Here is a 23,873-nt window from a genome sequence, read left to right as displayed (position 1 = left end):
TCATATATTGCTGGTCAGGCTCATCAGCGGCAGCATGATCGCCAGCATGATCACCGCCACCAGCACCGCCATGACCACCGTCAGGGACGGCACCAGGGCGGCGAGCAGGCGGTCGATGCCGCGCTTGGCTTCAACGTCGAACACGTCGGCGACCTTGAGCAGCATGCTGTCCAGTTCACCGGCCTGTTCGCCGACTTCAATCATTTGCAGGGCCAGGTCCGGCAGCAGCGGTTGGCTGCCAAATGCACTGGCCAGAGTGCCGCCGCCTTTCACCGACTCGGCGGCCTGGGCCACTTGTGCCTGCAAGGCACGGTTGGTGCAGACCTGGCGCGCGATCACCAGCGCTTGCAGCAGCGCCACGCCGTTGCTCAGCAAGGTGCCGAGGGTGCGTGCCAGGCGTGCGGCTTCGACCCGCTGCAACAGCGGGCCGATAACGCGGATACCCAGCACGCGCCGGTCGTACTGCTCGCGGTGTCGTGGGTTGCGCAGGCGTGCCGCCAGGGCCCAGACCGTCACGATCAACCCGGCAAAAACCGCCAGGCCATAGGCGCCGAGGAACTGCCCAAGGCCCAGGATCACTTCGGTGATCAACGGAATCGGCACGCCCAGATCCTTGAAGATCGGCACGAACTGCGGCACCACGTAAGCCAGCAACAGCGCCAGGGAACCGAGCACGCCCACCACCAGGAAGGCGGGATAGATCAGCGCGTTGATCACCTCGCCTCTCAATAACTGGCTGCGTTCCAGGTAGTCACTGAGTTGGCGCAGGGTGTTCTCCAGCGCACCGCCCGCCTCACCGGCACGCACCATGCTCAGGTACAGCGGCGAAAACTGGCTGCCCTCCTCTTCCAGCGCTGCCGACAATGGCTTGCCGGCCTTGACGTGCTCGCGGATACGTTCGATCAGCGCCCGGGTCTGCGGCTGGCCGGGCTGCTTGAGCAGGATGCCCAGCGAGCGTTCCAACGGTTGGCCCGCGCCCAGCAGGGTGGCCAGTTGCTGGGTAAAACTGACCAGCGCCGCGCCATTCAACTGGCCGCGCCCGAAGGCATTGCGCAGCCCTTGGGCACCGGCGGCATCAATGTGCAACAGCAGCAGGCCACGCTTGTGCAGCGCAGCGACGGCGGCGGCCTGGTCCTTCGCTTCGAGGGTGCCGTTCTGCGCGACGCCCTGGCTGTCCAGGGCACGGTATTTGAACAGGCTCACGCGCCCTCTCCACGGGTGACGCGCAACACTTCTTCAAGGGATGTGACACCAGCCACCGCCTGGCGCAGGCCTTCTTCATGCAGGGTGCGCAAGCCACCACGGCGGGCGGCCTGTTCGAGGGTCGCGGCGTCGGCCTGGCGCATCAACAAGCTGCGCAGTTCGTCATTCATCACCAGCAATTCGGTGATTGCACTGCGGCCGTGGTAACCGCCGCCGGCGGCGTTGGCGCGAGGCCGGTAAAGCAGGATCGGGCGCTGCTCGGTGAAGCGGTCGAGGCCGTGTTCCTCGATCAGCTCCGGCGGGGCTTCGAACGCCTCACGGGTCGCCGGGTCGAGGCGGCGGACCAGGCGCTGCGCGAGGATGCCATTGACGGTCGAGGCGATCAGGTAGCTCTCCACCCCCATGTCCAGCAGGCGCGTGATACTCGCTGCGGCACTGTTGGTGTGCAGGGTCGAGAGCACCAGGTGGCCGGTCAGGGAGGACTGGATGGCGATGCGGCAGGTTTCGAGGTCGCGGATTTCACCGATCATGATCACGTCCGGGTCCTGGCGTACGATGGAGCGCAGCGCCCCGGCGAAGTCCAGCCCAATGGCCGGCTTGACCTGGATCTGGTTGATGCCTTCCAGTTGGTATTCCACCGGGTCTTCGACGGTGATGATCTTGCGCTCGGCGGTATTGAGCCGCGACAACGCGGTATAGAGCGTGGTGGTTTTACCCGAGCCGGTGGGCCCGGTGACCAGCAGGATGCCGTGGGGTCGCTCGAGCACTTTAAGGAAGGTTTCCAGGCGCTGGCCGTCAAAGCCCAGGCTCTGGAAATCGAACTGCACGGTCTGGCGGTCCAGCAGGCGCATCACCACCGACTCGCCAAAACTGGTGGGCACCGTGGATACCCGCAGGTCCAGTTCCTTGCCCTGGATGCGCAACATGATCCGGCCGTCCTGCGGCAGGCGGCGCTCGGCGATGTCGAGGCGCGCCATGATCTTGACCCGGGAAATCACCGCCGCCGAGGAACTCGCCGGCGGCGCTTCCGCTTCATGCAGCACACCGTCGATGCGGTAGCGCACCTTGAGCTGGTTTTCAAAGGGTTCGATATGGATGTCCGAGGCGCGGTGCTCCACGGCCCGTTGCAGGATCAGGTTGACCAGGCGAATCACCGGGGCTTCGGAGGCCATGTCCTTGAGGTGTTCGATGTCCTCCAGGGCACCGCCCTGTTCGTCGAGGTTTTCGATCAGGGTGCCCATGGCGGAACGGCCCTGGCCGTAGTAACGCTCGATCAGGGTTTCGACTTCGTTGCGCGGCCCGACCGCCAGCCACACCGGCACGCCGCACGCGTATGCCAGGGCCTGGAACGGATACAGCAGCGCCGGGTTGGCCGCCAACACCCGCACACCACCGTGGCTCCAGCCCACCGGCACCACCTGGTAATGGCGCATGAAGCGTTCGGTCAGCGCCGGCAGCGGGTCGAGCACGGGCGGTGCGGCGTCCGCCAGCAGCAACGGCGCGCCGAGCAAATCGGCCCAGGCCCGCGCCAGTTCCACTTCGGAAACCAGCCCCAGGCGCGTCAGCAGGCCGAGCAGTTCGGGGTCGTCGGATTCCTGGGATAACCGTCGAGCACGTTCCAGGTCGACGGTTTTCAGACCGGCTTTTCGCATCAGCCACGCGCACACTTGTTCGGCATCCGGAATCTGCATTCGGCATGCATCGATGGGCATTGACGGTATCGGTTGAGACATCTGCACCATTCTGAACAACTAGTTGAAGAGGCTGTTTCCAAGGGTGCAGAAACAACAACTAGTCCCAGCGGCGCCTTGAACAAGATCAAGACCCTACACACAAGCGATGTGCAGGACAGCCGTGGCAAATCATGGCCTTTTAGAACTACTGACCAAGGCCATTAGTTCGCCACAATTCATAAAATCTTGTTAAACACATCGACTAACATATTGATGCTTAGTTCACGATTGCAAATAGCCAGCCCACTGCAACAGTACTAATCATTGAACTTCTCGTCGTTTAATTTTGCACTGCACAAGAGTGCCACTTCCCTGTGGCGCGATTGCCGCTAGAAGTCGACGGTCGCCGACAGCAAATACGTGCGCGGCGTCGACAAGGTCAACCCCGGCTCGCTGTCATCCGAGGCACCGGCCGAACTCCAGTAGCGCCGGTTGGCCACGTTCTCGACATTGGCCCGCAGGGTGATGTGCTTGTCGTCGACCTTGAAGGCGTAGCGTGCGCCGACATCAAGCCGCGTCCAGGCGTCGATTTCCTTGACGTTGGACTGGTCCAGGTACTGCGAGCTGGAATAGATCCCGCGGCTGGTCAGGGTCAGGCCTTCAACAGTCGGCACGTCCCACTCCGCGCCCAGGTTGACGTTGTACTTGGGCGTGGCCGGCGCGCGGTTGCCGTCGTAGGTGCCGTTGGTGGTGTGGGTCAGTTCGCTGTCGATGTACATCACCCCGCCCAGCAGGCGGAAACCCTTGAGCGGCTCGCCGAACACGCTGAGTTCCACACCATCGTTCTGGCGCTTGCCATTGGGGCCGAAGACCAGCGTGGTGGCGTTGGTCTCGTAGGCCGGCTGCTTGATCCGGAATACAGCGGCCGTCACCGCGAACGCACCGGCGTCGTACTTGGCGCCGACTTCGACCTGACGGCTGATGAACGGTGGGAAGATTTCGTCATCGTTGACCGACGCCGACGGCGCGACCTTGCCCTGGCTCAGGCCTTCCATGTAGTTGGCGTACAACGAGAGCTTGTCGGTGGCCTTGAACAGGATGCCGCCGGACGGTGAAATTTTTTCCTCGTCGTAGGCGGTGTCGCCTTTGACGTCATCGGTCCAGTCGTCGACCTTGACCCGCTGCCAGCGCGCACCGAGGGTCAGCAGCAACCGGTCATCGAAAAAACCCAGGGTGTCGGACAACGCCACACCGCTGAAACGGTTTTCGGTGTAGACCTTCGAGTCAAATCGCGTTGGCCGGCCAGGCGCCGGGGTTTCCACAGGGTTGTAGATATTGCTCGAACCCTGCGCATATCGCGCGCCGCCGTTTTCGAAGTCCATGTAGAAGTAGCTGGCCGCCAGGTTGACCTCATGGCTCACCGGGCCGGTATGGAACCAGTTGCGCACGCCCGCCGTGGCGGTGCGCACGTTTTCATCGCGGGTGAAGTCGCGGGGCTGCACGCTGAAATCGCCGGCGTTGTTGGCCACCGACACTGCATGGCGCAGGAAGTCATGGTTGCTTTTGCGCGCACCGACGCCGCCGTAGAGCATTACGTTGTCGCTGAGATCAAACTCGCCGTTGACCGTGCCGAAGGTGTCGTTGGTGCTTGCCTTGCTCCAGAGCTGCGCGTAGTTGTGGCGTACGTCGTTGGCACTCGGCACCCTGGCGTCGGGCCCGACTTGCACACGTTCCTGGGGGGCGTCGGTGTCGCGCTCGGTACGGCCGATGTCGGTGGAGAGTCGCAGGCGTTCACCGCGAAAATCCAGGCCCAACACGGCCATTTCGCGGTCGACACTCTGGTGATCCCAGGCGGTGTCGCCGGACTGTTTCACGCCGTTGAAACGCAGGCCGAACTGGTTGTCTTCACCAAAACGCCGGCCGATATCCACGGCTCCGCCCGCCTGGCTGTCGGAGGCCCAACTGCCGGTGAGCGAGGTGATGGGTGTGTCGGTGGCACGCTTGGGCACCACGTTGATCCCGCCGCCCACGCTGCCCCGTGGCGAGATGCCGTTGATCAACTGGCTGGGGCCTTTGATGATGTCGACGCGCTCGGCCATTTCCATGTCGATGGTGTAGGTCGGCAATACGCCATAGAGGCCGTTGTAGGCGACATCACTGTTGAACAGGCTGAAGCCGCGAATGGTGAATTGCTCATAGCGCCCGCCGGCCGGGTTGGTGGCGCGCACCGAGGGGTCGCTGGCAATCAGGTCGCCAAGGGTACGCGCCTGCTGGTTCTTGACCGCCGCGCTGGTGTAGGTGGTCATGCTGAACGGAGTATCCATGAAGTCCTTCGAGCCCAGCAGGCCCTGGGAGCCACGGCGCGCCACCTGGCCACCGGCGAAAGACTCGCTGTCGGCATCGCCGGTGGTGCCGAGAATCGAGGTGGGCGCCAGTTGCAGGCTGCCGCCTTCGGGAACCGGGGTCAGCCTATAGGCCTGCTCGCCCATGGGCTGCAGTTGCAGGCCGGAGCCCTGGAGCAGGCGCGCGAAACCTTCTTCGACGCCGTATTCGCCGGACAACCCGCTGCTGTTGCGGCCGCTGACCAGCGCCGGGTCCACCGAGAGGTTGACCCCGGCCAGCCCGGCGAAACGGGTCAGCGCGGCGCTCAGGCTGCCGGCCGGCACCTGGTAGCTGCGCCGGGACGCACCGTCTTCGGCATAGCTGATGGGAACGAACAACGGGCTGGCACTCAGGCTCAGCATGAGGCTGAGGTTCAGCAACGGGCGTATTGCGGGCATTGGAAGAAGCTCTCGATTTTGTTCACTTACCTGGAATGACCAGTCACGTGAAAAAAAGGGACAGGCTTCAGCCACTATTTTTTGATTATTACGGTTTGATGCCTTTGAGCTTCTGGAGCAGCTCCATCAATTGCTCCAGGGATTCCTCGCCGAACTGCTCCTGAATCTTCAGGTAATTGCTTTCCATCCCGGCGCTCATGTCGACGAAACACTGCTGGCCCTGTTCGGTCAGGGCGACGAACACCCGGCGCTGGTCTTCGGCGGATTTGCGCCGGCGCACGATGCCGTCACGCTCCAGCCGCCCCAGTACGCCGGTCATGCTCGGCTTGAGGATGCAGGCGAGGTGCGCCAGTTGGTGGCTTTCGAGTTCGCCTTGCTGGCGCAGGATGCGGATCACCCGCCACTGCTGTTCGGTCAGGTCATGTTCATTGAGCAACGGCCGGAAGAACGCCATGGTCGCTTCGCGGGCCTGGAGCAAGGTGAGCGTAAGGGACGGTCTGGGGGTGGGCATGGTTCACGCGCAATAGAGGTCGAAGCGACGAAGCTTAGAGTCGGTGTCCCGCGTGCGCAACCCGACGCACGCAGCAAGTCGTTAATTTCGAAACGAATTCATAAAAACCTGTTAATCCAGCTATTCAGCCTAAATATAACATGTTAACAATATGCCCGCCCCTGCCCTGGTGGCGGGCTCTACCAACAAAAACAACAAAAGGAACGCCCCTCATGCATTCGTGCCTCTTTCGCACGGCGGCAAGCGCTGGCCTGTGCGCCGCGTTTAGCCCTCTGGTCGCCCACGCCGACTTCATCCAGGACAGCAAGGCCAGCCTGGACCTGCGCAATTTCTACATGAACCGCGACTTTCGCCAGGCCAACGCGCCGCAGAACAAGGCAGACGAATGGGCGCAAGGTTTTGTGCTGCGCCTGGAGTCGGGCTACACCGAAGGCGTGGTCGGGTTTGGCGTGGACGCCCTGGGTGAAGTGGGCCTGAAGCTCGACTCCAGCCGCGACCGCCGGGGCACCGGGCTGTTGCCGTCTGGCGCCAGCGGCGAGCCGGCCGACAGCTACAGCGAACTCGGCCTGACCGCCAAATTGCGCGTGTCGAAAACCGTGCTCAAGCTCGGCACCCTGCAACCGCTGTTGCCGGTGGCCGCCTATAACGACACGCGGCTGTTGCCGTCGACCTACAACGGTGAACTGGTGACCTCCCAGGACATCGACGGCCTGACCCTGAACGTCGGCCGCCTGGAAAAACAGAACCTGCGGGACTCCTCCAACAACGAGTCCATGAGCTACGGCGGCGTCAACAGCAGCCACCTGGACCTTGCCGGCGGCACCTACGCGATCAACCCGCACCTGGCCGCGACCTATTACTACGCGCAGATGCAGGACATCTACCGCCAGAATTTCATCGGCCTGGTGCATGACCTGCCGCTGGCCGAGGGCGTGAACCTGCGCACCGACCTGCGCTACTTCGACACCCGCGAGCAAGGCAGCGCCCTGCTGCGCAGCGCTTCGCGGGTGGACGGCGGGCGGATCGACAACCGCTTTTTCAACGGCATGTTCAGTTTGTCGGTGGGCGCACACAAATTCGGCCTGGGCTTCCAGAACCTTTCCGGCGACGGCGACTTTGCCTTCCCGGGGCAAGATCCGTATTCGGTCAACCTGGTGACCATCAATATCTTCACCAAGGCCAACACCGATGCCTGGCAGGCGCGCTACGACTACAACTTCGCCGCCCTCGGCCTGCCGGGCCTGACCTTCATGACCCGCTACGTCGACGGCAGCCATGCGCAAACCGCCACGGTGCGCAACGGCCACGAATGGGAGCGCGACACCGACCTGGTCTACACCGTGCAGAGCGGCCCGTTGAAGAACGTCAACGTGCGCCTGCGCAATGCGACCCTGCGCTCAAGCAACGGCCTGACCAGCGACATCGACGAAAGCCGGGTGATCATCGGCTACACCGTAGCCCTGTGGTAACGCTGGCCACCTCAGCGCAACCCCGATTGACGCTGGCGGTATTCCCCCGGCGTCATCTGCGCGTAGCGCTGGAAGAACCGGCTGAAATACGCCGGGTCCTTGAACCCCAGCTGGTAGCAGATTTCATTCGCCGAACTGCCGGTGAACAGCAGCAGGCGTCGGGCCTCCTGCATCAGCCGCTCCAGAATCAGGCGCTTGGACGGCAGGTCGGCGATGCGTCGGCACACCTCGTTGAGCCGCGCTTCAGTGACGCCGATACCGTCGGCATAGCGCGACAGCGGCCAGTGTTGCAGGTAGTGGTCTTCGATCAGTTCGTTGAAGCGGTGAAAAATCCGCAGGTCTTCGTGACGTGCAGGGCGGGCTTCCAGGGAATTGGCGCAGAGCCGCAGCAGGCTGATCATGATCAGCCGCGTCAGGCTGTCCAGGGCCGAACCGCGTCCGCTGGCCTGGGCGTTGATCTCGCTGCACAGCTCATCAAACAGGAATTCCAGGCGGCGCACCTCGGGCTGAAACTCCGGTGCCAGCCGCGCCAACGCCACGCAGGCCGCCGGCAATTGTGCGCCGGGGGCCAGGCTGGGGTCGGCGTCAATCAAGGCCCACACCAGTTGCTGGCGCACGGTCAGCACATGGCCGTCGGCGTCGGCTTCGGTGACGAAGGAATGCGCCACCGTCGGCGGCGTGAGGAAAAACATCGGCCCGGATTCGAGGTACTGCTGGTCGTCCAGGTAGACCCGCACCGTGCCGGTCTTGACGTAATGCACCTGGAAAAACCGGTCATGGCGATGCACCGGCATGTTGCGGCCAAAAAATCCCGCCAGGTTGCCGAGCCGGTCGTAGTGCACCTCGGCATCGCTGTAACGCTGGTCGTAGACCTGCCCGATGTTGATGTTGGGGATCGGCTGACGATCGCTCATCACTGCATTCTCTTTGTTGTTTTGACTGCCCTGAAATATTGCCACGCTTGACGATAGTTAACATCTTAATTATAACGTTAACACGTTAACGAATTTCCCACGGTGCAGGTCCGAATCTGCCCCGCCACTGCCAGGAGAAAAGCATGAGCCGTGCCCTGCATGATGTTGCGAACGGCACCCTGTTCGGCGTTGCGCTGAACTACCAGGGGTTGCTGAATCAACGTCTCGCCGAATTCGAACAAGCGCCTTACCAGAAACCACCGGTGAAGCCGGTGCTGTTCATCAAGACGCCCAATACCCGCAACGGCCACGACGGCGTGGTGCTGCACCCACAGGGTGAACGCCTGCAACCGGGTCCGGCACTCGGGGTGGTGATTGGCAAGAGCGCCAGCCGGGTCAGCGTCGAAAATGCCCTGGAGCATGTGGCGGGCTACACCATCGTCAATGAGTTCAGCCTGCCGGAAGACAGCTACTACCGCCCGGCGGTGAAAGCCAAGTGCCGGGACGGTTTCTGCGCATTGGGCCCGGAACTGGTAGCCCGCGACCAGGTCGCCAATCCGCATCAATTGAGCGTGAAGCTGTTCGTCAACGGTGAACTGCGCCAGCAAAACTCCACCGCCAATTTCGTGCGCAGCCTGCCGCAGTTGATCGCCGAGATCAGCGAGTTCATGACCCTGCACGAAGGCGACGTGCTGATCACCGGCACCCCCGAAGGCCGGGTGGATGTGCAACCCGGCGACACGGTTGAAGTCGAGATCAGCGGCCTGGGCCGCCTGGTCAACCACATCAAGGCAGAGGAGCTGTCATGAAACACGCCCGTATTCGCTTTGAAGGTGAAGCCCACCAGGTGCTGGTAGAAGCTGAAAACGCCGTGCGCCTGGCCGACGGTCGCCTGCTGGCTGAAGACCAGGTCGAATGGCTGCCACCGGCCACCGGCAGCATGTTTGCCCTCGGCCTGAACTACGCCGACCACGCCGCCGAACTGGCCTTCAAGCCACCGACTGAACCGCTGGCGTTCATCAAGTCCCCCGGCACCTACACCGGCCACAACCAGGTGACCTGGCGCCCGGACAACGTCGCCTACATGCACTACGAGTGCGAACTGGTGGCGGTCATCGGCAAGCCTGCGCGCAACGTCAAGCGCGAGAACGCCCTCGAGTATCTGGCCGGCTACACGGTGTGCAACGACTACGCGATCCGCGACTACCTGGAAAACTACTACCGCCCCAACCTGCGGGTGAAAAACCGCGACGCCACCACGCCCGTGGGCCCATGGATCGTGGATGTCGCCGACGTGCCGGACCCGAGCAACCTGAAGCTGCGCACCTGGATCAACGGTGAACTGCGCCAGGAAGGCTCGACCTCGGACATGATTTTCGACATCCCGTATTTGATCGAATACCTGTCCAGCTTCATGACTCTGCAGCCCGGCGACATGATCGCCACCGGCACCCCGGAAGGCCTGGCGGATGTGGTGCCGGGGGATGAAGTGGTCGTGGAAGTGGAAGGCGTAGGCCGCCTGGTCAATCGAATTGTCAGCGAGGCGGACTTTTTCGCCGCCCGTAAAGAGGCTTGAGCAATATGATCAAACACTGGATCAACGGCCGTGAGGTCGAGAGCAAAGACACCTTCATCAACTACAACCCGGCCACCGGCGAAGCCATCGGTGAAGTGGCCAGCGGCGGTGCCGAGGAAGTGGCGCAGGCCGTTGCAGCAGCCAAGGAAGCCTTTCCGAAGTGGGCGGGAACGCCAGCCAAGGAACGGGCCCGCTTGATGCGCAAGCTCGGTGAGCTGATCGAACAGAACGTGCCGCACCTGGCCGAGCTGGAAACCCTCGACACCGGCCTGCCGATCCACCAGACCAGGAACGTGCTGATTCCCCGGGCGTCCCACAACTTCGATTTCTTCGCCGAAGTCTGCACCCGCATGGACGGCCACAGTTACCCGGTGGACGACCAGATGCTCAACTACACGCTTTACCAGCCGGTGGGTGTGTGTGCGTTGGTGTCGCCATGGAACGTGCCGTTCATGACCGCCACCTGGAAGACTGCGCCGTGCCTGGCGCTGGGCAATACCGCGGTGCTGAAGATGTCCGAGCTGTCGCCGCTGACGGCCAATGAACTGGGGCGCCTGGCGGTCGAAGCCGGGATCCCCAACGGCGTGCTGAACGTAATCCAGGGCTACGGCGCCACCGCCGGTGATGCGCTAGTGCGCCACCCGGACGTGCGGGCGATTTCCTTCACCGGCGGTACCGCCACCGGCAAGAAAATCATGCAGACCGCCGGGCTGAAAAAGTACTCCATGGAACTGGGCGGCAAGTCGCCGGTGCTGATCTTTGAAGACGCCGACCTGGACCGCGCCCTCGACGCGGCACTGTTCACCATCTTCTCGCTCAACGGTGAGCGCTGCACCGCTGGCAGCCGGATCTTCATTCAGGAGAGCGTGTACCCGCAGTTCGTCGCCGAATTTGCCGCCCGCGCCAAACGCCTGATCGTCGGCGACCCACAGGACCCGAAGACCCAGGTTGGCTCGATGATCACCCAGGCCCACTACGACAAGGTCACCGGCTACATCAGGATTGGCCTCGAAGAAGGCGCCACCCTGCTGGCCGGCGGCCTGGAACGCCCGGCCAACCTGCCGGCGCACTTGAGCCGCGGGCAGTTTATCCAGCCGACGGTGTTTGCCGATGTGAACAACAACATGCGCATCGCCCAGGAAGAAATCTTTGGCCCGGTGGTGTGCCTGATCCCGTTCAAGGACGAAGCCGAGGCGCTGCAACTGGCCAACGACACCGAGTACGGCCTGGCGTCCTATATCTGGACCCAGGACATCGGCAAGGCGCATCGTCTGGCCTACGGCATCGAAGCCGGCATGGTGTTCATCAACAGCCAGAACGTGCGGGACTTGCGCCAGCCGTTTGGTGGGGTAAAAGGTTCCGGCACCGGCCGTGAAGGCGGCCAGTACAGCTTCGAAGTGTTTGCCGAGATCAAGAACGTGTGCATTTCCATGGGCAGTCATCACATCCCGCGCTGGGGTGTGTAACCCGGATATAACAACGCTACCTGTAGGAGCGAGCTTGCTCGCGAAGAACCCGCAGGCGCCGCGGGCTAACAGAAGTGCTGCGTTATCGTTGACGTTTTTCGCGAGCAAGCTCGCTCCTACAAAAGAATAAATACTCAGGAGAATGATCATGGGCGAAGTGGTTCTGGCAGCGAAGATCTGCCACGTCCCCTCGATGTACCTGTCGGAACTGCCCGGCAAGCACCACGGTTGCCGCGAAGCAGCCATCGCCGGGCACAAGGAAATCGGGCGGCGCGCCCGTGAACTGGGGGCCGACACCGCGGTGGTGTTCGACGTGCACTGGCTGGTCAACAGCGGCTATCACGTCAACTGCGGCGAGCATTTCAAGGGCACCTACACCAGCAACGAGCTGCCGCACTTCATCAAGAACATGGAGTACGAGTACCCGGGCTGCCCCGAGCTGGGCGAGTTGATCGCCGCCGAGGCCAACCTGGCCGGCGTGCGCACCATGGCCCACAACATCCCGAGCCTGGAGCTGGAATACGGCACCCTGGTGCCGATGCGCTACATGCACATGGGCGTGCCGGACGCGCAGAAGTTCGACGTGATCTCGATTGCCGCGTGGTGCGCCTGGCACCGCCTGGAAGACAGCTTCGCGTTCGGCGCCGCCGTGCGCCGGGCGATCGAGAAAAGCGACCGCAAAGTCCTGGTGCTGGCCTCGGGCTCCCTCTCCCACCGTTTCTCGGACGACCGCGAAGCCGAAGCCAACATCCACAACTGGACCCGTGAATTCGACAAACAGATGGACCTGCACGTGGTGGAGATGTGGAAGCAAGGCCGCTTCAAGGAGTTCTGCGCAATGCTGCCGGACTACGCCGAGCACTGCTTCGGCGAAGGCAAGATGCACGACACCGCGATGCTCCTGGGACTGCTGGGCGGGCCGGACTACAACCAGCCGGCCGAGATCATCACCCAGCCGTTCGGCAGTTCGGGCACCGGGCAGATCAATGCCATTTTCCCTTTATGAGCCTTGGTGAGGATCAAATGTGGGAGCTGGCTTGCCTGCGATGCAGGCACCTCGGTGTATCTGTCGCACCGAGTTGATGCCATCGCAGGCAAGCCAGCTCCTACAAGGAATTCGCTGCACCTCACCCCAAGAGGAGATACACATGCCGCACTTCATCGCGGAATACACCGACAACATCGAGCAGCAGGCCAACCTGCCGGCTCTGTTCGAGCAGGTTCACGCCGTGCTGGGGGACAGCGGCGTGTTTCCCCTGGGGGGCATTCGCAGTCGCGGGGTGCGCCTGGACACCTGGCGCATGGCCGACGGGAAGCATGACTACGCCTTCGTCCATATGACCCTCAAGGTCGGCCACGGGCGCGACCTGGAAACCCGAAAAACGGTGGCCGAAGCCCTGTTCAAGGTCATCACCGAGCACTTCGCCGAGCTGCAATCCCAGCGGCTGCTGGCGTTGTCGTTCGAGATGATCGAGCTGCACCCCGAGCTGAATTTCAAGCAGAACAACGTGCACGCATTCCTGAAGAACCAGGCGGGCTGAGCACAGCCCACCTTTCCGCCCATGGCCACTCAAACAAAAAAGAACAACATCATGAGCACAGCCAATACCGCCGACAGCACCACCCTGATCGAACATCAGCGCACCCACAGCATCGTCACCTGGCGACTGATGCCGTTGCTGCTGATCTGCTACCTGTTTGCCCACCTGGACCGCATCAACATCGGCTTCGCCAAGATGCAGATGAGCACCGACCTGCACTTCAGCGACACGGTGTATGGCCTCGGTGCCGGCCTGTTTTTCATCGCCTACGCGCTGTTCGGCGTACCCAGCAACATGGCCCTGGACCGGGTCGGCCCACGGCGCTGGATCGCCTGCCTGATGGTGGTGTGGGGCGTGCTCTCCACCAGCATGCTGTGGATCGAAAGCTCCACGGGCTTCTACGTGCTGCGCTTTCTGCTGGGGGTGGCCGAAGCCGGCTTCTTCCCGGGGATCCTGGTGTTCCTCAACCGCTGGTACCCGGCCCGCCGCCGGGCGCAAGTCACCGCGCTGTTTGCGATTGCCGTGCCCATGGCCGGTGTGATTGGTGGCCCGTTGTCCGGTGCGATCCTGGAGAACTTCCATGATTTCGGCGGGCTGCGGGGCTGGCAGTGGATGTTCCTGATCGAAGGCGCCCCGGTGGTGCTGCTCGGCCTGGTCGTCCTGAAATACCTGCCCGACAGCTTCGAAACCGTGAAGTGGCTGGAGCCCGCGCAAAAGCAACAACTGCGCGAGCAACTGAGCACTGAAGAACAGCGCAAATCCATCACCTCCTTCGGCGGCATCCTGCGTGACCCGCAGGTGTGGCTGCTGGTGGCGGTGTACTTCGCGGTGATGCTGGCGGTGAACACCCTGGCGTTCTGGATGCCCACCCTGATCCACGGCGCCGGCATCGGCCGCGACAGCCAGGTCGGCTTGCTGAGCGCCGTACCGTATCTGGCCGGGTGCTTCTTCATGATCGGCTGCGGGCGCTCGTCCGACCGCAACCGCGAACGCCGCTGGCACCTGTGCGTGCCGTTGCTGATGTCGGCCATCGGTATTGCGGTGGCCGGGCTCTCGCCCACCAACCCGACCCTGGTGCTGGGCGGCCTGATCCTCGCCGGCATGGGCGCCAGCGCTGCGCTGCCGATGTTCTGGCAATTGCCGCCGGCGTTCCTGTCCAACAGCACCCAGGCGGCCGGCATCGCGCTGATCAGCTCGTTCGGCAGCATCGCTTCGTTCCTCGCGCCCTACCTGATCGGCTGGATGCGCGACACCACCCAAAGCGCGAGCCTGGCCCTGTACGTGCTGGCGCTGCTTATCGCCCTCGGCGGCCTGCTGGTGCTGCGCACCCATGCGGCCATCGTCAATCCCCAGTAGAGATTTTGTCATGCTTGATCAAGCCCTTATTCAGCAAGCCGCCGCCCGCCTCGACCAGGCCGAGCGTTCCCGTGAACAGGTGCGCCAGTTTTCCCTGGAGCATCCGAACATCACGATTGAAGACGCCTACGCCATCCAGCGCGCCTGGGTGGCCCGGAAAATCAAGGACGGGCGCAAGCTGGTCGGGCACAAGATCGGCCTGACGTCGCGGGCGATGCAGGTGTCGTCGAACATCACCGAGCCGGATTACGGCGCCCTGCTCGATGACATGTTCTTCGACGAAGGCACCGACATCCCCTTCGAGCGCTTCATCGTGCCGAGGGTGGAAGTGGAACTGGCGTTCATCCTCGGCAAGCCGCTCAAGGGCCCGAACTGCACGATTTTCGATGTGCTCGATGCCACGGAATGGGTGATCCCGGCGCTGGAAATCATCGACGCCCGCATCCAGCAGATCGACCCGCACACCAACGCCACCCGCAAGGTGTTCGACACCATTTCCGACAACGCCGCCAATGCCGGCGTGGTGATGGGCGGCCGCGCCGTGCGCCCCACCGAGATCGACCTGCGCAAGGTGCCAGCGGTGCTGTACCGCAACGGGGTGATCGAAGAGTCCGGGGTGTCGGCTGCCGTGCTCAACCACCCGGCCAAGGGCGTGGCCTGGCTGGCGAACAAACTGGCGCCGTACGACGTCACCCTGCAACCCGGCCAGATCATCCTCGGCGGCTCCTTCACCCGCCCGGTGGCGGCGAATCCGGGTGACACCTTCCATGTCGACTACGACATGCTGGGTTCCATCTCCTGCCGCTTTGTCTGAATACTGGAGGACTGTTTCATGGACATGCCCATCAACCGCTTCAAGCAACGCCTGCAACGTGGCGAGACCCAGATCGGCCTGTGGCTCGGTTTGGCGGACGCTTATTGCGCCGAACTGGCGGCGAATGCCGGGTTCGACTGGCTGCTGATCGACGGCGAGCACGCGCCCAATGACCTGCGCGGCATGCTCGGCCAACTGCAGGCTGTCGCGCCTTATGACAGCCAACCGGTGATTCGCCCGGTGATCGGCGATACGGCGTTGATCAAGCAGGTGCTGGATATCGGCGTGCAGACGCTGTTGGTGCCGATGGTGGAGACGGCTGACCAGGCACGGCAGCTGGTGCGGGCGATGCGTTATCCACCGGGTGGTGTACGGGGCGTGGGCAGCGCGCTGGCGCGGGCGTCGCGCTGGAACAGTATTCCCGGTTACCTGGATGAGGCCGATGCGCAGATGTGCCTGCTGGTGCAGATCGAGAACCGTGAAGGCCTGGACAACCTCGATGCGATTGCGGCGGTTGACGGAGTGGACGGGGTGTTTATCGGCCCGGCGGACCTGAGCGCGGCCATGGGGCACCGGGGGAATCCCGGGCACCCCGAGGTGCAGGCGGCGATTGAGGACGCGATTGGGCGGATTCAAAAAGCCGGCAAGGCGGCGGGCATCTTGAGTGCGGATGAGAAACTGGCGCGGCGGTATATCGAGCTCGGGGCGGCGTTTGTGGCGGTAGGGGTGGATACGACGGTGTTGATGCGCGGGTTGCAGGGGTTGGCGGCGAAATTCAAAGACACCGCAACACCGGCCATTACCGGCGGCGTGTACTGACGCTCTGAAACCACAAAGATCCAAAATGTGGGAGCGGGCTTGCTCGCGAAAGCGGTGTATCAGTGCCAGGTTTGTTGGCTGACCCACCGCATTCGCGAGCAAGCCCGCTCCCACATTTGGATCGGCGGTGTGTCAGCGCTTGATAGTCTTCAACTCATCCAGCAACCCCAGCAACACCTGCAACTTCTCCTCCCCGAACTGCTCCTGCAACCGCTGGTAATTCTCCTCCATGCACTGGCTCATCGACTCGAAACTGGCCTTGCCCTTCTCCGCCAGCGTCACCAGCACCCGCCGCTGATCCTGCTCGGCCTTGCGCCGGTGCACCATCCCCGCCGCCTCCATGCGTACCAGCACGCCGGTCATGCTCGGCTTGAGAATGCACGCCAGTTCCGCCAGTTGGTAAATCTCCAGCTCGTCATGCTGGCTGAGAATTCGAATAACCCGCCATTGCTGCTCGGTCAGCCCATGCTCATTCAGCGAGGGCCGGAAAAAACTCATGGCCGCTTCACGGGCCTGAAGCAAGGTCAGGGTCAGGGATTGTCTGGGTTTCAACATAGGCTCAGGGTCACGATAGATTTAGTTAATGTTTTAACGAAACTCTAACACTCTCCTCCCCACCTCACGCTATAACTTGTGAAGCCGGCGAAGGCTCTGGCGCGCAGGATCAAAACCGGCGGCACACAGAATCAAGACATCCAGCGCGCCAACGGCCTTAATACACTCATTAGCTCTTCACTGTCAGGCAGCGCAATGATCAATATCGAAACGCCGACCTATTACACGGCGACCAAGAAATACAACCTCAGCTTCCCCACCCTGGAGCAGGACGTGGAAGCCGACGTGGTGATCATCGGTGGCGGCTTTTCCGGGATCAACACCGCCCTGGAGCTCGCCGAAAAAGGCATCACCAACATCGTCGTGCTGGAAGCGCGTTACCTGGGGTTCGGCGGAACCGGGCGTAACGGTGGGCAGATCATGGCCGGCATCGGCCACGACCTGGAAAAGATCAAGAAGGACGTGGGTGAAGACGGCCTGCGCCAGATCTTCGAGATCAGCGACCTGGGCGCCGACATCATCAAGAACCGCATCGCCAAGTACGACATCGATGCCGACTTCTGCCACGGCTATGGCTACATGGGCTTCAACGCCCGCCAGGAAAAGACCCTGCGCGCCTGGGAGAAAGACTTCAAATCCATCAACACCCAACACGAGATCCGCTTTCTTGGCGGCTCCGACGTCAAGCAGATCATCGGCTCCGACGCCTACAGCAGCGCCCTGCTGCACATGGGCGGCGGGCATGTGCACTCGTTGAACCTGCTGCTGGGCGAAGCCAAGGCCCTGGCCGGCCACGGCGTGCGGATTTTCGAGAACAGCCCGGCGCTGGAAGTCAGTTATGGCGAGCGCATCACCGTGCGCACCGGCCGCGGTTCGGTCAAGGCCAGCAAGCTGCTGTGGGCCTGCGACAGTTTCCTCAACAAGCTGGAGCCGGAACTGCACCGCTCGACCATCAACACCTACGCGTTCCAGATGATGACCGAGCCGTTGCCAGAAGAGCTGATCAACCGTATCAGCCCGATTCGCGGGGCCTACAGCGACATTCGCCCGGTGATCGACTACTACCGCGTCACCAACGAAAACCGCCTGCTGTTCGGCGCCGCCACGCCTTTGGTGGAGCACATTCCCGGCGATTTGAAAGCCTGGAACCGCAACCTGATGCTGAAGATTTTCCCGTACCTCAAGGACGTGAAGATCGACCTGGCCTGGGGCGGCCCGATGGCCTGCAGCCCGAACCTGTTCCCACAGGTCGGCACCCTGCCCGGGCGCAGCAACGCGTTCTACGTGCAGGGCTATTCGGGCTTCGGCGTGACCCCAAGCCACATCATCTGCAAGGTGCTGGCCGAAGGCATGAGCGAAGGCTCGGCGCGGTATGACCTGGTCAGCTCGATCCATCGCCCGACCATCATCGGCAAGGACGCGATCCGCCCACTGCTGCTTACCGCCGGAAAATCCTGGCATCAGCTCTCCGGTTACTGGAACGGCCGCCGCTGACAAACACCCTGTAGGAGCGAGCTTGCTCGCGAAAAACCCAAGGGCGCCGCGTTAATCCAGGACGCCAACGTCATCGTTGACGACCTTCGCGAGCAAGCTCGCTCCTACAGTTGGTCACTAATTTTTTCTCATCAGGAGCAACTGCCATGACCCTCGTTACCCTCAAGAAAGACATCCAGCTATCCGAACTCGACGCCTGGGGCACCGTCGCCGACCTCGGTTCCACCATCCTCGAAGGCGAAGTCCGGGCCTTCGGCAAAATGACCTTCGGTGCCCCCACCGACCCGGTCAGCAGCGCCTATTTCGGCACCACCCAGGGCAAGTTCCGCATGGTCTACCCGTTTGCCGAACAAGCCACCGTGGTCACCGGCGAAGTGGTGCTCACCGACGAGTCCACCGGCCAGAGGACCCGCTACAAGGCCGGTGACAGCTGGTTCGTGACCAAGGGCACCCCGGTGCTGTGGGAAGTGGTCAGCGAAAGTTTCGTCAAACACTACTTCGCCGTGGTGTGATAGCCCCGGCTGCCGGCACCCGTCGGCAGCCTTTTGGCGCAGGTGCCCACCCATGCACGCTCTCCCCGCCCACGAAGTCGCCGACCAGTGCCTGCAGGCTTTCACCCGCTTGATTCCGGTCAGCCAGGCCGCGTTCTATTGCGTCGACCGCCAGCTGCAAGCCCGTGATTTCCAGTTGCACGGCATGAGCGGCGAAATGCACCGCGACTACCTCGACAACTACCGCCAATTCGACCCGTTGCAACCGCGCAACTGCCTGTCCAGTGGCCTGGCGGTGGTGCCGCTGGGCCTTGCCATGGCCCGCCAGCCGGCGCGGGATACCCGGCGCTATGGGGATTTTCTGCGGCGCTATGGCGTGGTCGATGTGGTGGAGATTTTCGCCCAGCGCGCCGGCCAGCCCCAGGCGGCGATTTCGCTGTTGCGCACCGCCGACCAGGGCGCTTTCACCGGCGAGCAACTGGCCCAACTGAACGCCCTGCAAACCTTGCTGCAACTGGCGGTGGCCAACATGCAGCCCACTGAAGATGCATTGGCCGGTCTCACACCCAAGGAGCGCCAGATCGCCCTGCTGTTGCGCCAGGGCGCCAGCAATAAACAGCTGGCCCAGGAGCTGGACGTCGGCCTGCCCACCATCAAGACCCACCTGATCAACCTGTTTCGCAAGGCCGGCGTCAGCAGTCGTACCGAGCTGGTGGGTACCCTGTTCCTGTAGCCAACCTCAACCATCTGGTTGATGGTCGGGCCCACTTACGGGCGCGATGATCCGTGGTGTTCACCCACCCAACCGGAGCTTCGCAAATGACCACCCCTTCTGACTGGATCACCGTGGGCGCCCTGGCCGACGGCTTCGCCCCAGAGGCATTTATCCTGCCGAACCTGGCCGACCTGAGCGGCAAGGCCTTCACGCTGCACTTCGCCAATGGCTGGCAGATCGAGCACCGGTTCGAGCGCGACAGGCTCTCCTGGGCTGCAGCCGACGGTCACTCCAGCGGCAGCGCAACCTACCGTGCGACCTCCGTGCGCCCCGGCCTGTACCTGGTGGATTTCATCAAGCGCGAAGGCACGCAGGCCTGGTCGGTCAGCCTGGTGCTCGACACCGCCAGCGCTTCGTTCACCGCTGTGCTCGGGCGCATGCCCACCCAGGAACAAACCCGCGAAGGCCTCTACAGCCGCGCCCTTGCCGGCAAGCCGCTGACGTCGGTGGAAGTGGAATTCCTCCACGGCAGCCTCGACCGCCCGTGGCAGCCAGGCCAATGCCCCCACGCACCCACCACCGACCTGATCGGCCTGCGCAACCAGTATCGCTACAGCCCGAGCGAGGTCTACGAGCACATCTACCTCAACCACCAGTTCTACGCCTGGCAATGCCTCAAGGGTGTCGAGCAAGGCCTGTGCGACACCGACCGCTGCGATTACTACAAGATCGCCCACCAGCTCTACCTGTTCGTCTGGCGCGAAAAAATCATCCCCACCCTCGGCCTGGTGCTGATCGACCTGCAGCAACACCGCAGCGACGGCAAGATCTTTGGCTATGCCGACGCCTCCTTCGATGAACTATCGAACTTTCCCATCAGTTCCTACTGCCAGGTGCTCAATCGCACGGAGCATCCTGATGACTGAGCCGCGCACGATTGTGATCACCGGGGCCGGCACGGGCATCGGTGCTGCGTGCGCCCGGCTGTATGCTGCCGAGGGTGCGCAGTTGATACTGATCGGCCGTCGTCGCGAACCGCTGGAGCAGGTCGCGCGGGAAACCGGGGGGTTGGTGTTGGTGGGTGATGCGGCCTGCCCGCAGACCTGGGAGGGTTTTATTGCGCAGATTCGCCAGCACTATGGGCGGATCGACGTGCTGCTGGCCTGTGCGGGCGGCCATGGCGTGGGCAGCGCCACCGACACCAGCCCGCAGACCTGGGAAGCGGCGCTGCGCAGCAACCTCGACAGCGCCTTCTACAGTGCGCGGGCGTGCTTGCCGCTGCTGCTGGAAAGTGGCGGGAACATCGTGCTGATGGGTTCGATTGCCTCACTGGCTGCCGGGCCCGAGGTGTGCGGCTACACCACGGCCAAGCATGCCTTGCTCGGGCTCAATCGCTCGCTGGCCCGGGATTACGGCCCGCGCGGGGTGCGGGTGAACGCGGTGTGCCCCGGCTGGGTGCGCACGCCGATGGCGGATGAGGAAATGCAGCCGTTGATGGATTTCCATGGCGAGACGCTGCAGCACGCCTATGACCGGGTGTGCGCCGATGTGCCGTTGCGCCGGCCGGCCAGCGCTGAAGAAATCGCCAGGGTGTGCCGCTTCCTGGCCTCCAGTGACGCGTCGATCATTACGGGTGCGACGCTGGTGGCGGACGGGGGCTCAAGCATCGTCGATGTGCCGACGCTGGCCTATGCGCGTATGGAGCAGCGTCATGAATGAAGACCTGGATTTCACTGGTCGCAACGTATTGGTAACGGGTGGCGCCCAGGGTATTGGTCGGGCCATCGTCGAAGCGTTTGCCCTGCGGGGCGCGCGGGTGATGATCGCCGACCTGCAACTGGCAGAGGCGCTCGCGCTGGAGCTGTGCGGGCGCGGCTGCCAGGTGGAAGCGGTGACGGTGGATCTGGCGGATGCGGCTGCGGTTTTCGAGCTGATTGCGGGGGTGGAACACGACTGGGGGCGGCTGGATATTCTGGTGCATAACGCCGGGTATTTTCCGCTGACGCCCTTTGCCGAGATCACTCCGGCGATGCTCGGCCGTACCTTGGCGGTCAACCTCTCGGCGTTGTTCTGGCTGACCCAGGCGGCGCTGCCGATGTTCCGCCGTCAGGGTCGGGGCTGCGTGCTGGTTACGTCGTCTGTCACAGGTCCCCGGGTTGCGTTTCCGGGGTTGAGTCACTATGCGGCGTCGAAGGCCGGGGTCAACGGGTTCATTCGCAATGCGGCGCTGGAACTGGCCGGTTTGAATGTGCGAGTCAACGGTGTGGAGCCCGGCATGATCGCAACCCCGGCCATGGGCAACCTGGGGGATGACCAGGTAAATGCACAGATCGCCAGCCGGGTGCCACTGGGACGGCTGGGCGCACCGTCGGATATTGCCGGGGCAATGCTGTTTCTGGCATCGGACCTGGCGGGCTATATCACTGGGCAGACGCTGGTGGTGGATGGCGGCTCGACCTTGCCGGAGGTTTAACGAAACGTCCTACCGAACTGCCGGATAACCTCTACTCCCCTGCCCTGAGAACCTCTGCAAAGTCCCTCGCCTGATCACACAGCGCGAGGGAACGCCGATGTTTTTTTCGATTAATGCCCTGCCCGATGGGGCTGCCTCTTGAATCCCGCCATAGGCTTTCTGGTGGTGGCGGCGATGGACCCGAAGACGCGCGACGTCGATGGGGTTCTCAACGACTTCACACATTGCCTGAACACCTACGACGCGTGGGCCGAGAGCTTCTGGAGCTTTTCGGCACTGGATGTCGAGCAGGTGTTCAAGGTCGGCGACGAGGTTTCGCTGGTCGCGCCCATCACCCGTTCCCTGTATCCCGCCAGCACCGTCGCGACCTGCAAGGCCAACTCACCGTTGACCCTGGTGCACATGTTCCAGAGCACACGGTTCGTGCCCATCGGCAATACGCCGGTGATGCTGCAGGAAGTCGCGCAAGACGGTGGTCCCCTCGGCGACCCCATCCATAAAACCATCGGCCCCAGCGGCATTCTCGAAGTCACCGAGTGCACCGTCGACCGGCAGTATCGAGTCAGCTTTTATCCCAACGTTTCCAGGGATCACATCAAGGCACTGTATGCCTCCTATCAGTCCGAGATCAGCTCGCTGGAAGGCAACTTGCGCGGCCAGTGGACGAGCACGTTCAAGCCGATATGGGAGAGCTATGCCAAGGCGGGTTATGGCGAGCGCTACACCTCGCTGCAACTGGCTTATGCGCGGGGCTTTGAAAACGTGCTTTACGGCCTCTGGGACGGTATTGCGCAGCTGTACCAGTGGTTGGCAGACATCAAGCCCAACAGCGAAAAGCTCCTGCAGTACCTCTCCCAAGCCGAGCTTGGAGCGCTCCTGAAGCTCAGTCATGAGGCGATTGCCAAGGGATTGTTGATTCTCAGCGACGAGCCGCTGCTGTTCATCTACCTGTCCGCGATGGTCAGTTGGATGCGCATGCTGCCGCCGCACTACATGTTTGAGTTGCTCGGGGAAATCACCACCGAGGTGTTGCTCAACCTGCTGTTGCTGTGGGCTACCGGCGGTATGGGTGTGGCGGTACGGCTGGGCGCGCAGGTGCTGGGCAAGGTCAAGTCCGAGCGGGCACGGGAGTGGTTGGAACAGATTGCCAAGTTGGGCGGTACGGCCCCGTTGGATAGGCACGCGGAGGTGCTTAAGCCGTTATCGCTTCAGAGTCAGGCAGTACCGGTGAAGGCTGCGGCGGTGCCGTTGAAGGCTGGCGTGGATGAGATTTCCAACCCGGCACCGATGGTGCGGGAGCCGAAGACGGCGCGCACGGCGCTGGTGAAGCAAGAACATGTGGATGATGCCCCGGCTTCGGCGAAAAACCCCAATGGGGATGCTTCGGTCTGTTCGGCGAATACCTGTACCAATGGCTGTCCGGTTTCGATGGTTACTGGTGAGGAACTGCTGACCCTCACAGACGGCTCGTTGGAGGGTGTCCTGCCATTTGCCTGGACGCGGTTGTATCGCAGCAGTGCCGTGGAAGTGGATTGCGGGTTGGGGTTTGGCTGGAGTCATGCGCTGGCGCAGCGCTTGGTGGTGAGCGGCGGATCGGTGGTGTGGACCGATCACGAAAACCGCAGCACCACGTTTCCCCTGCCCTCTGCTGCACGGCCGGCGATCACCAATAGCCTGGCGGAAGCGGCGATTTATCTGGGTGCTTTGCCGGATGAATGGGTGCTGGCTCAGGCGTCGCTTTTCTACCACTTCCGTGACGGTGTGCTGACGGCGATCAGCGATGCGTATGACAACCGGCTGCGTATTTCCCGTGACTATTCCGGGCGGATTCAGCGGATTGATAACGGCGTTGGTCAAGGATTGCTGCTGCGGTATGACCGCCGACATATCGTTGCCGTCGACTATCAGGTGCAGCGGGAACTGGACTGGGTTACCGAGCAGAACGTTGTTGCCTACACGTACGACAATGCGTGGCGGTTGATCGAAGCGACCAACGCGGTAGGCGAAAGCGAGCGTTATCGGT

22 protein-coding genes are annotated in these 23,873 nt (G+C 62.7%); 16 read left to right on the top strand and 6 right to left on the bottom strand.

Going from position 1 to position 23,873, the window contains the following annotated elements; translation table 11 throughout:
- The 4 genes from gspF to hpaR (HX821_RS31265) all read right to left on the bottom strand — a co-directional run bounded on the left by gspF (position 1) and on the right by hpaR (HX821_RS31265) (position 6,167).
- Positions 1 to 1,203, bottom strand: a complete 1,203-nt coding sequence (gene gspF / locus HX821_RS31280) for a type II secretion system inner membrane protein GspF (protein WP_102605832.1) — start codon at positions 1,201 to 1,203, stop codon at positions 1 to 3.
- Positions 1,200 to 2,894 (bottom strand): type II secretion system ATPase GspE, encoded by a 1,695-nt coding sequence (gene gspE, locus HX821_RS31275; RefSeq protein ID WP_177037373.1) that lies wholly within the window; start codon positions 2,892 to 2,894, stop codon positions 1,200 to 1,202. The genes gspF and gspE overlap by 4 nt, the downstream gene beginning before the upstream one ends.
- Before the next feature lie 371 nt (positions 2,895 to 3,265).
- On the bottom strand, positions 3,266 to 5,656 hold the full coding sequence (locus tag HX821_RS31270; RefSeq protein WP_177037367.1) for a TonB-dependent receptor: 2,391 nt from the start codon (positions 5,654 to 5,656) through the stop codon (positions 3,266 to 3,268).
- A gap of 88 nt (positions 5,657 to 5,744) precedes the next feature.
- The gene (gene hpaR, locus HX821_RS31265) at positions 5,745 to 6,167 is read right to left on the bottom strand and encodes a homoprotocatechuate degradation operon regulator HpaR (protein ID WP_008437189.1); all 423 of its coding nucleotides are present in this window, start codon (positions 6,165 to 6,167) and stop codon (positions 5,745 to 5,747) included.
- A 212-nt stretch (positions 6,168 to 6,379) separates the two neighbouring features.
- On the opposite strand from hpaR (HX821_RS31265), the gene HX821_RS31260 reads away from it, so the two are divergent.
- Complete coding sequence (locus HX821_RS31260) at positions 6,380 to 7,636, top strand: OprD family porin (RefSeq protein WP_177037366.1); 1,257 nt, start codon at positions 6,380 to 6,382, stop codon at positions 7,634 to 7,636.
- Between the two features lie 11 nt (positions 7,637 to 7,647).
- On the opposite strand, the gene hpaA is transcribed toward HX821_RS31260, so the two are convergent.
- Complete coding sequence (hpaA, locus tag HX821_RS31255) at positions 7,648 to 8,550, bottom strand: 4-hydroxyphenylacetate catabolism regulatory protein HpaA (RefSeq protein WP_177037365.1); 903 nt, start codon at positions 8,548 to 8,550, stop codon at positions 7,648 to 7,650.
- Between the two features lie 143 nt (positions 8,551 to 8,693).
- Here hpaA and HX821_RS31250 point away from each other — a divergent pair, with 143 nt between their 5' ends.
- The 8 genes from HX821_RS31250 (at position 8,694) to hpaI (ending at position 16,122) form a co-directional block, all read left to right on the top strand.
- Positions 8,694 to 9,359, top strand: a complete 666-nt coding sequence (locus tag HX821_RS31250) for a fumarylacetoacetate hydrolase family protein (RefSeq protein ID WP_008437186.1) — start codon at positions 8,694 to 8,696, stop codon at positions 9,357 to 9,359.
- Entirely contained in the window at positions 9,356 to 10,126 is a 771-nt protein-coding gene (locus HX821_RS31245) for a fumarylacetoacetate hydrolase family protein (RefSeq protein ID WP_177037364.1), read from the top strand. Before HX821_RS31250 ends, HX821_RS31245 begins: the two co-directional genes overlap by 4 nt.
- Positions 10,127 to 10,131: 5 nt before the next feature.
- A complete protein-coding gene (hpaE, locus tag HX821_RS31240) occupies positions 10,132 to 11,592 on the top strand; it encodes a 5-carboxymethyl-2-hydroxymuconate semialdehyde dehydrogenase (RefSeq protein WP_177037363.1) in 1,461 nt (486 codons plus the stop codon).
- A gap of 148 nt (positions 11,593 to 11,740) precedes the next feature.
- The gene (gene hpaD, locus HX821_RS31235) at positions 11,741 to 12,598 is read left to right on the top strand and encodes a 3,4-dihydroxyphenylacetate 2,3-dioxygenase (protein WP_003209884.1); all 858 of its coding nucleotides are present in this window, start codon (positions 11,741 to 11,743) and stop codon (positions 12,596 to 12,598) included.
- A gap of 142 nt (positions 12,599 to 12,740) precedes the next feature.
- Complete coding sequence (locus tag HX821_RS31230; protein WP_177037362.1) at positions 12,741 to 13,133, top strand: 5-carboxymethyl-2-hydroxymuconate Delta-isomerase; 393 nt, start codon at positions 12,741 to 12,743, stop codon at positions 13,131 to 13,133.
- Positions 13,134 to 13,184: 51 nt separating this feature from the next.
- The gene (locus HX821_RS31225) at positions 13,185 to 14,489 is read left to right on the top strand and encodes an MFS transporter (RefSeq protein ID WP_008437183.1); all 1,305 of its coding nucleotides are present in this window, start codon (positions 13,185 to 13,187) and stop codon (positions 14,487 to 14,489) included.
- A gap of 10 nt (positions 14,490 to 14,499) precedes the next feature.
- Positions 14,500 to 15,303, top strand: coding sequence for a 2-oxo-hept-4-ene-1,7-dioate hydratase (gene hpaH / locus HX821_RS31220; RefSeq protein WP_008437182.1), 804 nt, complete (start codon positions 14,500 to 14,502; stop codon positions 15,301 to 15,303).
- Between the two features lie 18 nt (positions 15,304 to 15,321).
- Positions 15,322 to 16,122 (top strand): 4-hydroxy-2-oxoheptanedioate aldolase, encoded by an 801-nt coding sequence (gene hpaI / locus HX821_RS31215; RefSeq protein ID WP_177029009.1) that lies wholly within the window; start codon positions 15,322 to 15,324, stop codon positions 16,120 to 16,122.
- A gap of 132 nt (positions 16,123 to 16,254) precedes the next feature.
- Here the strand turns inward: hpaI and hpaR (HX821_RS31210) are convergent, their stop codons facing one another.
- On the bottom strand, positions 16,255 to 16,677 hold the full coding sequence (gene hpaR / locus HX821_RS31210; RefSeq protein WP_003209875.1) for a homoprotocatechuate degradation operon regulator HpaR: 423 nt from the start codon (positions 16,675 to 16,677) through the stop codon (positions 16,255 to 16,257).
- A 195-nt stretch (positions 16,678 to 16,872) separates the two neighbouring features.
- Between hpaR (HX821_RS31210) and HX821_RS31205 the strand changes: the two genes are divergently transcribed.
- The 7 genes from HX821_RS31205 to HX821_RS31175 all read left to right on the top strand — a co-directional run.
- Positions 16,873 to 18,171: an FAD-binding oxidoreductase gene (locus HX821_RS31205; RefSeq protein ID WP_177021254.1), complete on the top strand. Its 1,299-nt coding sequence runs from the start codon at positions 16,873 to 16,875 to the stop codon at positions 18,169 to 18,171.
- A gap of 146 nt (positions 18,172 to 18,317) precedes the next feature.
- Positions 18,318 to 18,683 carry a cupin domain-containing protein gene (locus HX821_RS31200; protein ID WP_087694950.1) on the top strand — a complete coding sequence of 122 codons (366 nt, stop codon included), beginning with the start codon at positions 18,318 to 18,320 and terminating at the stop codon, positions 18,681 to 18,683.
- A 52-nt stretch (positions 18,684 to 18,735) separates the two neighbouring features.
- Positions 18,736 to 19,395 carry a LuxR C-terminal-related transcriptional regulator gene (locus HX821_RS31195; RefSeq protein ID WP_177037361.1) on the top strand — a complete coding sequence of 220 codons (660 nt, stop codon included), beginning with the start codon at positions 18,736 to 18,738 and terminating at the stop codon, positions 19,393 to 19,395.
- Positions 19,396 to 19,481: 86 nt separating this feature from the next.
- Positions 19,482 to 20,303: a molybdenum cofactor biosynthesis F family protein gene (locus HX821_RS31190; RefSeq protein WP_177037360.1), complete on the top strand. Its 822-nt coding sequence runs from the start codon at positions 19,482 to 19,484 to the stop codon at positions 20,301 to 20,303.
- The gene (locus HX821_RS31185) at positions 20,296 to 21,096 is read left to right on the top strand and encodes an SDR family NAD(P)-dependent oxidoreductase (RefSeq protein ID WP_177037359.1); all 801 of its coding nucleotides are present in this window, start codon (positions 20,296 to 20,298) and stop codon (positions 21,094 to 21,096) included. The genes HX821_RS31190 and HX821_RS31185 overlap by 8 nt, the downstream gene beginning before the upstream one ends.
- Entirely contained in the window at positions 21,089 to 21,850 is a 762-nt protein-coding gene (locus HX821_RS31180) for an SDR family oxidoreductase (RefSeq protein WP_003209865.1), read from the top strand. The genes HX821_RS31185 and HX821_RS31180 overlap by 8 nt, the downstream gene beginning before the upstream one ends.
- Positions 21,851 to 22,024: 174 nt before the next feature.
- Positions 22,025 to 23,873, top strand: a 1,849-nt coding sequence (locus HX821_RS31175) for a DUF6531 domain-containing protein (RefSeq protein ID WP_256349007.1), incomplete at its 3' end; no start/stop codon positions are given.

The organism is Pseudomonas sp. B6001, assembly GCF_013386015.1.
Taxonomy (GTDB): domain Bacteria; phylum Pseudomonadota; class Gammaproteobacteria; order Pseudomonadales; family Pseudomonadaceae; genus Aquipseudomonas.
This window is presented reverse-complemented; position numbering and strand designations above follow the sequence as displayed.

Coding starts and splice junctions, on each gene's coding strand:
- HX821_RS31205 (WP_177021254.1), top strand. CDS start 16,873: ATGATCAATATCGAAACGCCGACCTATTACACGGCGACCAAGAAATAC.
- HX821_RS31270 (WP_177037367.1), bottom strand. CDS start 5,656: ATGCCCGCAATACGCCCGTTGCTGAACCTCAGCCTCATGCTGAGCCTG.
- HX821_RS31190 (WP_177037360.1), top strand. CDS start 19,482: ATGACCACCCCTTCTGACTGGATCACCGTGGGCGCCCTGGCCGACGGC.
- HX821_RS31230 (WP_177037362.1), top strand. CDS start 12,741: ATGCCGCACTTCATCGCGGAATACACCGACAACATCGAGCAGCAGGCC.
- HX821_RS31200 (WP_087694950.1), top strand. CDS start 18,318: ATGACCCTCGTTACCCTCAAGAAAGACATCCAGCTATCCGAACTCGAC.
- HX821_RS31195 (WP_177037361.1), top strand. CDS start 18,736: ATGCACGCTCTCCCCGCCCACGAAGTCGCCGACCAGTGCCTGCAGGCT.
- hpaR (WP_003209875.1), bottom strand. CDS start 16,677: ATGTTGAAACCCAGACAATCCCTGACCCTGACCTTGCTTCAGGCCCGT.
- HX821_RS31185 (WP_177037359.1), top strand. CDS start 20,296: ATGACTGAGCCGCGCACGATTGTGATCACCGGGGCCGGCACGGGCATC.
- hpaD (WP_003209884.1), top strand. CDS start 11,741: ATGGGCGAAGTGGTTCTGGCAGCGAAGATCTGCCACGTCCCCTCGATG.
- HX821_RS31180 (WP_003209865.1), top strand. CDS start 21,089: ATGAATGAAGACCTGGATTTCACTGGTCGCAACGTATTGGTAACGGGT.
- hpaE (WP_177037363.1), top strand. CDS start 10,132: ATGATCAAACACTGGATCAACGGCCGTGAGGTCGAGAGCAAAGACACC.
- hpaH (WP_008437182.1), top strand. CDS start 14,500: ATGCTTGATCAAGCCCTTATTCAGCAAGCCGCCGCCCGCCTCGACCAG.
- HX821_RS31245 (WP_177037364.1), top strand. CDS start 9,356: ATGAAACACGCCCGTATTCGCTTTGAAGGTGAAGCCCACCAGGTGCTG.
- HX821_RS31250 (WP_008437186.1), top strand. CDS start 8,694: ATGAGCCGTGCCCTGCATGATGTTGCGAACGGCACCCTGTTCGGCGTT.
- gspE (WP_177037373.1), bottom strand. CDS start 2,894: ATGCAGATTCCGGATGCCGAACAAGTGTGCGCGTGGCTGATGCGAAAA.
- HX821_RS31225 (WP_008437183.1), top strand. CDS start 13,185: ATGAGCACAGCCAATACCGCCGACAGCACCACCCTGATCGAACATCAG.
- hpaR (WP_008437189.1), bottom strand. CDS start 6,167: ATGCCCACCCCCAGACCGTCCCTTACGCTCACCTTGCTCCAGGCCCGC.
- hpaA (WP_177037365.1), bottom strand. CDS start 8,550: ATGAGCGATCGTCAGCCGATCCCCAACATCAACATCGGGCAGGTCTAC.
- HX821_RS31260 (WP_177037366.1), top strand. CDS start 6,380: ATGCATTCGTGCCTCTTTCGCACGGCGGCAAGCGCTGGCCTGTGCGCC.
- hpaI (WP_177029009.1), top strand. CDS start 15,322: ATGGACATGCCCATCAACCGCTTCAAGCAACGCCTGCAACGTGGCGAG.